Origin of the sequence: Paraburkholderia solitsugae (assembly GCF_013177695.1) — a bacterium.
In the GTDB taxonomy this organism is placed as follows: Bacteria; Pseudomonadota; Gammaproteobacteria; order Burkholderiales; family Burkholderiaceae; genus Paraburkholderia; species Paraburkholderia solitsugae.
Window position 1 is genome coordinate 86838 of the sequence record NZ_WOEY01000091.1, and the last position, 6799, is coordinate 93636.

7 protein-coding genes are annotated in these 6799 nt (G+C 58.6%); 3 read left to right on the plus strand and 4 right to left on the minus strand.

The features are described from left to right. Positions 1 to 97 precede the first annotated feature (97 nt). A complete protein-coding gene (locus GNZ12_RS23900) occupies positions 98 to 865 on the plus strand; it encodes a transporter substrate-binding domain-containing protein (protein ID WP_172314287.1) in 768 nt (255 codons plus the stop codon). A gap of 37 nt (positions 866 to 902) precedes the next feature. Next, a complete protein-coding gene (locus GNZ12_RS23905; RefSeq protein ID WP_172314305.1) occupies positions 903 to 2018 on the plus strand; it encodes a succinylglutamate desuccinylase/aspartoacylase family protein in 1116 nt (371 codons plus the stop codon). Positions 2019 to 2179: 161 nt separating this feature from the next. Here the strand turns inward: GNZ12_RS23905 and GNZ12_RS23910 are convergent, their stop codons facing one another. The 4 genes from GNZ12_RS23910 to GNZ12_RS23930 form a co-directional block, all read right to left on the minus strand. Continuing rightward, positions 2180 to 2464 (minus strand): hypothetical protein, encoded by a 285-nt coding sequence (locus tag GNZ12_RS23910; RefSeq protein ID WP_172314289.1) that lies wholly within the window; start codon positions 2462 to 2464, stop codon positions 2180 to 2182. A gap of 171 nt (positions 2465 to 2635) precedes the next feature. Further along, complete coding sequence (locus GNZ12_RS23920; RefSeq protein ID WP_172314293.1) at positions 2636 to 3043, minus strand: hypothetical protein; 408 nt, start codon at positions 3041 to 3043, stop codon at positions 2636 to 2638. A gap of 421 nt (positions 3044 to 3464) precedes the next feature. Further along, positions 3465 to 5618, minus strand: a complete 2154-nt coding sequence (locus tag GNZ12_RS23925; protein ID WP_172314295.1) for a phosphocholine-specific phospholipase C — start codon at positions 5616 to 5618, stop codon at positions 3465 to 3467. A gap of 63 nt (positions 5619 to 5681) precedes the next feature. Further along, entirely contained in the window at positions 5682 to 5990 is a 309-nt protein-coding gene (locus GNZ12_RS23930) for a hypothetical protein (protein ID WP_172314297.1), read from the minus strand. 210 nt (positions 5991 to 6200) lie between these two features. Here GNZ12_RS23930 and GNZ12_RS23935 point away from each other — a divergent pair. After that, the coding region (locus GNZ12_RS23935) for a glycogen debranching enzyme N-terminal domain-containing protein (protein ID WP_172314299.1) at positions 6201 to 6799 on the plus strand (599 nt) is incomplete at its 3' end.

Sequence of the window (6799 nt, forward strand, 5' to 3'; positions counted from 1 at the left end):
GATCATGATATTACTTTCGGGACTTCTTTGAGGCGCGGCGGCGGCATAGGATGGCCCCGTACTCCGTAGTAATCCGCCCAACCCACACCCGCCTCCCATGAAAATCTCGCTGATGATCTTGAGCGCCGCGCTGGCTTTCAGCAGTGGTGCGTTTGCCGCCGACCCCGTCACGCTGCGCCTCGGTATCGATCCGAGCTATCCGCCGATGGACGCGAAAGCGCCGGACGGCAGCTTCAAAGGTTTCGACGTCGATCTCGGCAACGAAATCTGCCGGCGCATCCATGCGCGTTGCCAGTGGGTCGAACTCGAGTTTTCGGGGATGATTCCGGCGCTGCAGGCGCGCAAGATCGACGCGATCCTTTCGTCGATGGCGATCACGGAAAAGCGCGAGCAACAGATCCTGTTTTCATCGAAGCTGTTTCAGTTCAAATCGCGGTTGATCGCGCGTCAAGGTTCGCCGCTCGCGGGCGGTATGAATGCGTTGGCCGGCAAGCAGATCGGTGTGCAGTCGGGGACGCAGTTCGAAGGCTATGCGTTAAAGAACTGGGCGCCGCTTGGCGTGCATGTGGTTGCGTACAAGAGTCAGGATGAGGTGTTCGCGGACCTCGAAAACGGTCGTCTCGATGGTGCGCTGCTCGGTACTGTCGAAGCCGACTACGGCTTTTTGCGCACGCCGGCCGGGAAGGGGTTTGCTTTTGTCGGCGAGCCGCTTTCGATGGGTGATCGTGGTGTGGGCATCGGCTTGCGCAAGGATGAGACTGCGGTGCAGGCGTCCATGAACGAGGCGATTGCTTCGATGCTCAAGGACGGTACGTACGCGCAGATCGCGAAGAAGTACTTCGACTTCGATCCGTACGGCAACTGATTCTCTTACTCCCTATTCTTCTCCAACCCTTTCGTTCATGAATAAGCAATCGATTCCGCTTCTATCGCCGGCTATCGGCACGCACCGCGAACTGGTGTCGTTTCACTTTGGTCCCGCGGATAGCGGACAGAAGATTTACATCCAGTCGTCCCTGCATGCCGATGAAACGCCGGCGATGTTGACGACGGTTTTGCTCAAACGTCGATTGCTCGGACTGGAGAAGCAGGGTGCGTTGAATGCGGAAATTGTTCTGGTGCCGGTGGCGAATCCGGTTGGACTCGGGCAGTACGTGCTGGGGCAGTTTATTGGGCGCTTCGATCTGGGCAGTGGCAAGAACTTCAATCGACACTTCCTGCAGTTTTCGAAGTTGGTGGCGCGGGCGAAGGAGGCGTTGGGTTCGGATGTTTCGGAGAATCGGCGGATTGTTCGCGAACTGATCGCTGCTGAGCTGGCTGAACAGAAGCCGTTGACTGAATTCGAGTCGTTGCAATTGGCGTTGCTGAAGCTTTCTTCCGATGCGGATGTAGTGATCGATTTGCATTGCTCGTTGGAAGCGGCGATGCATCTCTATACCAGTGAGGCGGCGTGGCCTGAGTTTGAGCCTTTGTCACGGTATCTGGGGGCGCAGGCTTCGTTGCTGGCTACTAACTCGGGTGGTGAGTCGTTTGATGAGACGCATAGCTTGTTGTGGTGGAAGTTGCAGCAGGAAATGCCTGCTGACAAGCCGGTGCCTAATGGGGCGATTGCTGTGACGGTGGAGTGCCGTGGGCAGCGGGATGTGTCTTATGAAGTTGCGCAGGAAGATGCTGACGCATTGATTGATTATCTGGTCTGGCGCAAGGCTATCAAGCTTGATGTGAAGCCTTTGCCCGAGTTGCTCGCGCCAGCGACACCGCTCGCTGGCAGCGAGCAGTTCTATGCGCCTGTTAGCGGGATTCTTGTTCATCGCGCGAAGATCGGCGACACGATTCGCGTCGGGCAGGCGCTGTTCGATATCGTCGATCCGCTGACTGATGAGACGACTACGCTGTACAGCAACACCGAAGGTGTGTTCTATATGCGGCGTGCGATTCGCTTTGTGACGGCTGGGGCGCCGTTGGGTCGGGTGACAGGGATGCGGGCTTTTAGGACTGGGGTTTTGTTGGGGGCGTAAGAATTTGGGTGTGCGTGCGCGTGTCAAGGTCGGTAAGCCATCGTCGGCGAAATGTACCGACGCTCTCACGCAACTGGTGGTCGTGCAGCACTAGGGAGTACTTTTGGTCACCACGCCACGGCAAAGAAGAAGGCGCGCTCGCGCCTTTTTTTACTAAGCTACTATTTGTTCGATTCGCCCTCGGGAAGACCTGTCCAAGGTGACTCTAATATTCCCTTGCGACCATCTATCAGGGCGTTGATCAGGCAGTCTAACGATAACTTGTAGACCATAGTGCCGTCCGGGGTCGGCCCGAATAACTCAACTTCAAGGTTGTCCAGTCCTTTCTCGCGATTGATGACGACAACCGGATTTCTGTCTAGCAATACTTCCAATGTCACAAAGTTGTATTCGTCGGGTGCCGATGACCAAACGGTCTCCACGTGTTCGACTAGCTGAGTTTTCATAGCGAATCCTTGATTAGGCATCATCGTTTGCCGCTTTACCAGTCCTCTCCGCTGGCTAGAACTTCTGCGTAATAGGCGCGTGCGCGCCTCGCAATCTCTTCCCATTGTTCAACAGTCAAGGATTGAGCCTTGTCGGTCTTATAGACGGTAAGAACCAGATTGTTGTTCTTTTCAACTGCAAGCTCCATGCGATGCTGTTACACCAGCGTCGAACTTCCTGCGCGTTCTCGTGTGCGGCGCTGCTGATTCGCCCATCCCTTTCCTGCGGCGCGCAGCGTTCGATTCCGCTTCCTCCGCATCGGCCATCACGACTGAGATCTTCCCTCGCTCGATGTTCGCCTCGGTTTCGTACTGATGCGCCGTCCGCTCCAGCAGCTCCGCAAGCAACATCTGGTCGCGACGGTCGCAATGGTTCATCGCGATGCCCTTGCGCAGCGTCCTCGCCAGCATAGCCAATGACGAGAGTCGCTCCACGTAGATACGGGTCGTCTCCACCACCTCAGCCGCAAGACGCTTGTATTCAGCGGGCCTTACCGACAGACGAGGGTTCATAAATGAAGCTTCAGCGGGTTTGCTCATGGCGCGATTTCCGGTTGATTCTCGAAATCGCCCGACACTCGCTGCAAACGGGTGGGCGGGCACGTAGCGAGGTTGACAGGCCGGCGCTAGCTCAAACCGGCGAGCCTTGCGGCTCCCTCGCTACGGCCCACCCGTTGAAAGGGCGTGCAGAAGCTCACGCACTGCCTGCGGAACAGGTCGTGCGGGAGCCAGCATTCAGGCTGTCAAACCCGGCCGTCGAAATTTCTTCAACGGCAGCCAAAATTATAAGCGCGCCCTTCTCTTAAAATTCATTTTGTTAAGCTAACTATCTAACTTTGGCTAATCGGCCTAAGACAGTCTCAAACCTTCCCTAAACGCAACGACATCGCACCGCTGAGCTTCGATCAAGCGGCCCAACAAAGCAGCCGCCCAACCGAAGCCCATCCCCCATCACCCGCCCTTAATTCACCACCAACACCGGCGCCACAGCCGCCGGATCACTAATGCTCGGCCGGCCATTCTCCACATGCCCAGCCACGCGACGCGAGAAGCTGGCGTCATCGTTGCTCGTCACCGTCAAGTCATACCAGTGATGGCTCGACGCCAGCACCCACGCCTCTTCGATATGTGCCTCTGCCGGCACCAGCACCGGACGCGTCCGCGCACCATACGCGTTGTCCGTCACCGTCAAGCGCGCAATGCCACCGCCCTTATTGCTGAACTTGATGAACACGTTCCCGTTCGCAACGTCGTACTGCACTTTGATTTCCGGCTCTGCGGGCTTATTGTGGCCGTGCCAACCCGCTGCCTGCGAAGTTTGCGCCGTCGCCGTTTGCGTGTTACCCGCAAACTTACGCACGAAGCCATTCGGCCCAAACACCTCGAACGTATACACACCGCTCGTCGTCGTCAGATCGAACGTCTCGCTGAGCGTCTTGCCAGCCTCGACGGTATAACGCCACGGGCCATCCGTGCGATTCGTCGAGTACACGTAGAAATGCGCACCTTGATTGCCGCTATTGGCAAGCACGATTTCGAACGTGTTCTTCTTCACATCCGCATGCCCATTCACATGCAACTCATACGGCAACGCACGGGCGAAACGGATGCCCGATTCCTGCGCATCGAATGCGACTGGCGTGGCCGGCACCGTGGGTTTCGGCTGTGACGTACACTCGTTGGCGATCTGTTGGTAGTTGCTCGTATCCGGGAGCGGCGGCACCGTGGCGTCCGGCGTGCGGAAGTCAAACGCTGTCGTCAGATCGCCGCACACCGCACGGCGCCAGGCCGTGATATTCGGCTCATACACGCCAAAGCGGGTTTCGATGAAGCGAATCACCGACGTGTGATCGAACACCTGCGAGCACACAAAACCTCCCTTGCTCCACGGCGATACGATCGTCATCGGCACGCGCGGGCCGAGGCCGTAGGGCAAGCCGTCTGCAGTGTACGTGCCGCCACGCGCCGGATTGACCACGTTGTGAATCTCGCCGTCGGTGCTGACGGTCGACTGGCCTTGTGCCGGCGTCGTCGCTGGTTGCGGCGGCACGAGGTGATCGAAGAAGCCGTCGTTCTCGTCGTACATGATGAACAGCACGGTCTTGCTCCACACTTCCGGATTCGACGTCAACGCATCGAGAATCTGCGACGTGTATTCTGCGCCGTAGGCGGGCGTATAGCTCGGATGTTCCGAGTAGGCAGCCGGCGGGCACAGCCACGACACCTGCGGCAGATTGCCCGCGAGCACGTCGTTCTTCAGATCCGCGATCGTGCGCACCGTCTGTGCGCGCTCGTACAGGGCGCTGCCCGGCTGCGCGTTGATGAAGTTCGCGAAGTTCTGCAGCACATTGGTGCCGTAGTTGCCGTTCAACGGGTCCGCGCCGGTGAGACCTTGCTGGTAGATCTGCCACGTGATGCCCGCGGCTTGCAGACGTTCCGGGTACGTGGTCCACGAGAGCAATTGATAACTCGGCGGACCGTCGCCGTCGACGAAATCGCTGTTGTCGAGCAGCGGGCCCCCCATTGTGCCGGTCGGATCGACCATGCCGGTCATCAGATACGAACGGTTCGGGTGCGTCGGCCCGGGCAACGAACAGAAGTAAGCATCGCAAACCGTAAAGGCATCGGCCAGCGCGTAGTGGAACGGAATGTCGCTACGCAAGTAGTAGCCCATCGTCATGTCGGTCTTGTACTGGGGCCACTGGTTGTACGCGCCGTTGTTGATCGCGTAGTGCGTCGGGTACCACGAGTGGTCGAGATCGCCGATGCATTGCGCGCTGGTCGTTTGCGTGTTCAGATGGAACGGCAGTACAGGTTGCGCCACGTTTTCTTTCGATGGCTGGTACCACACGGGTTGCTGGCCACCCGGCAGCGGAATCGGGAAGCGGTCGTTGTAACCCCGTACGCCGCGCATATGGCCGAAGTAGTGGTCGAACGAACGGTTCTCCTGCATGAATACGACGATGTGCTCGACATCGCGGATCGTGCCGGTGCGCGAAAACGCGGGCACGGCAAGCGCATTGCGAATGGACTCGGGCAGCGCGGTCAGCGCGGCAGCAGCGCCGGCGGATGAAGCCACGGTCTGCAGGAAACGGCGACGGCTATTTGATGTCATCGAATATCACCTTCTGCGGGTAGGGGAAGAATAGCGCGCCTCGCGCGCGCCGGTGGAATCAGGTCAGTTGCTGTTGGTGTTGTCGCCCGGTGCGTAATGCATGACGGGCGCGACTTGCTGGCTGTCGGCGGCGAGGCTGGCTTGCATGCTCTGTGTGATCGCGTCGGACGCAGCGGCAGGGTCGGCTGCAAGTAGTGCCGATGCGTTGGGCACGCCGGTTGCAGGGTTGACGACTGAGCTTTGCGCGGCATCGTTGTTGGCCACGCTCGGCGATGAAGACGCCGACGCGGAGTCGTCCGCGCCACAGCCGCTCAACGCGAAAGTTGCGAGTGCAACAAAGACGGTGGTAGCAAGGCGTGTGTTTCTTCTCATGTCTGCATCCAGCTCGTGATGGCGGATGCAGTCTCCAATCCTTTCAAGAAATAATTGTGAAACGTTTGCGAGTGGATGAAACTCTTGTTCAATCGTCAGTTATTCGAAAGGCAGCGGAAAGCAGCAGGCAGGAGAATGGTCACGTTAGCGCCACACGGCTTAAGCCTGGGCACACCGAACGATTTACGCTTTGCATACTTTGGTCAGTCCATGACACGTATCGAAAGACCTTTCGACATCATGCGTCTCGAAGACGAATGGCTCGAAGCAGATGGCTTCGGCGGCTTCGCATCGGGAACCGTCGGCACGCTGCGCACGCGCCGCTATCAGGCGCTGCTGCTCACCGCCACACGCCCGCCTGGCGGGCGCGTGGTACTCGTCAATGGCGTCGAAGCCTGGATCGAAGCAGACGGCCAGCGTTATCCATTGAGCATGCAGCGGTATATGCCGGACGTGATCTATCCCGATCTGACAACGAGTCTCCTCGCGTTCGACACCGAGCCGTGGCCGACATGGCGTTTGCAACTCGATCCGCACATCACGCTGATAGCGGAAGTGTTCGTGAGCAAGGCGACGCGCGAAACGGTTTTGCGTTGGCGGCTGGAAGGCCCACCAGAAGCAGCCTCTGGCGTGGGCGCGTTCAAGCTGAAAGTCAGGCCCTTGCTTTCCGGTCGCGATTACCATGCGCTGCACCACGAAAACGCCGCGTTCAATTTCAACGCGCAGACAAGCGGCGACCAGGCATGCGTGAGTTGGCAACCCTACGGCGACTTGCCGGTCATCAACGCGGCGACCAACGGCATCTACAC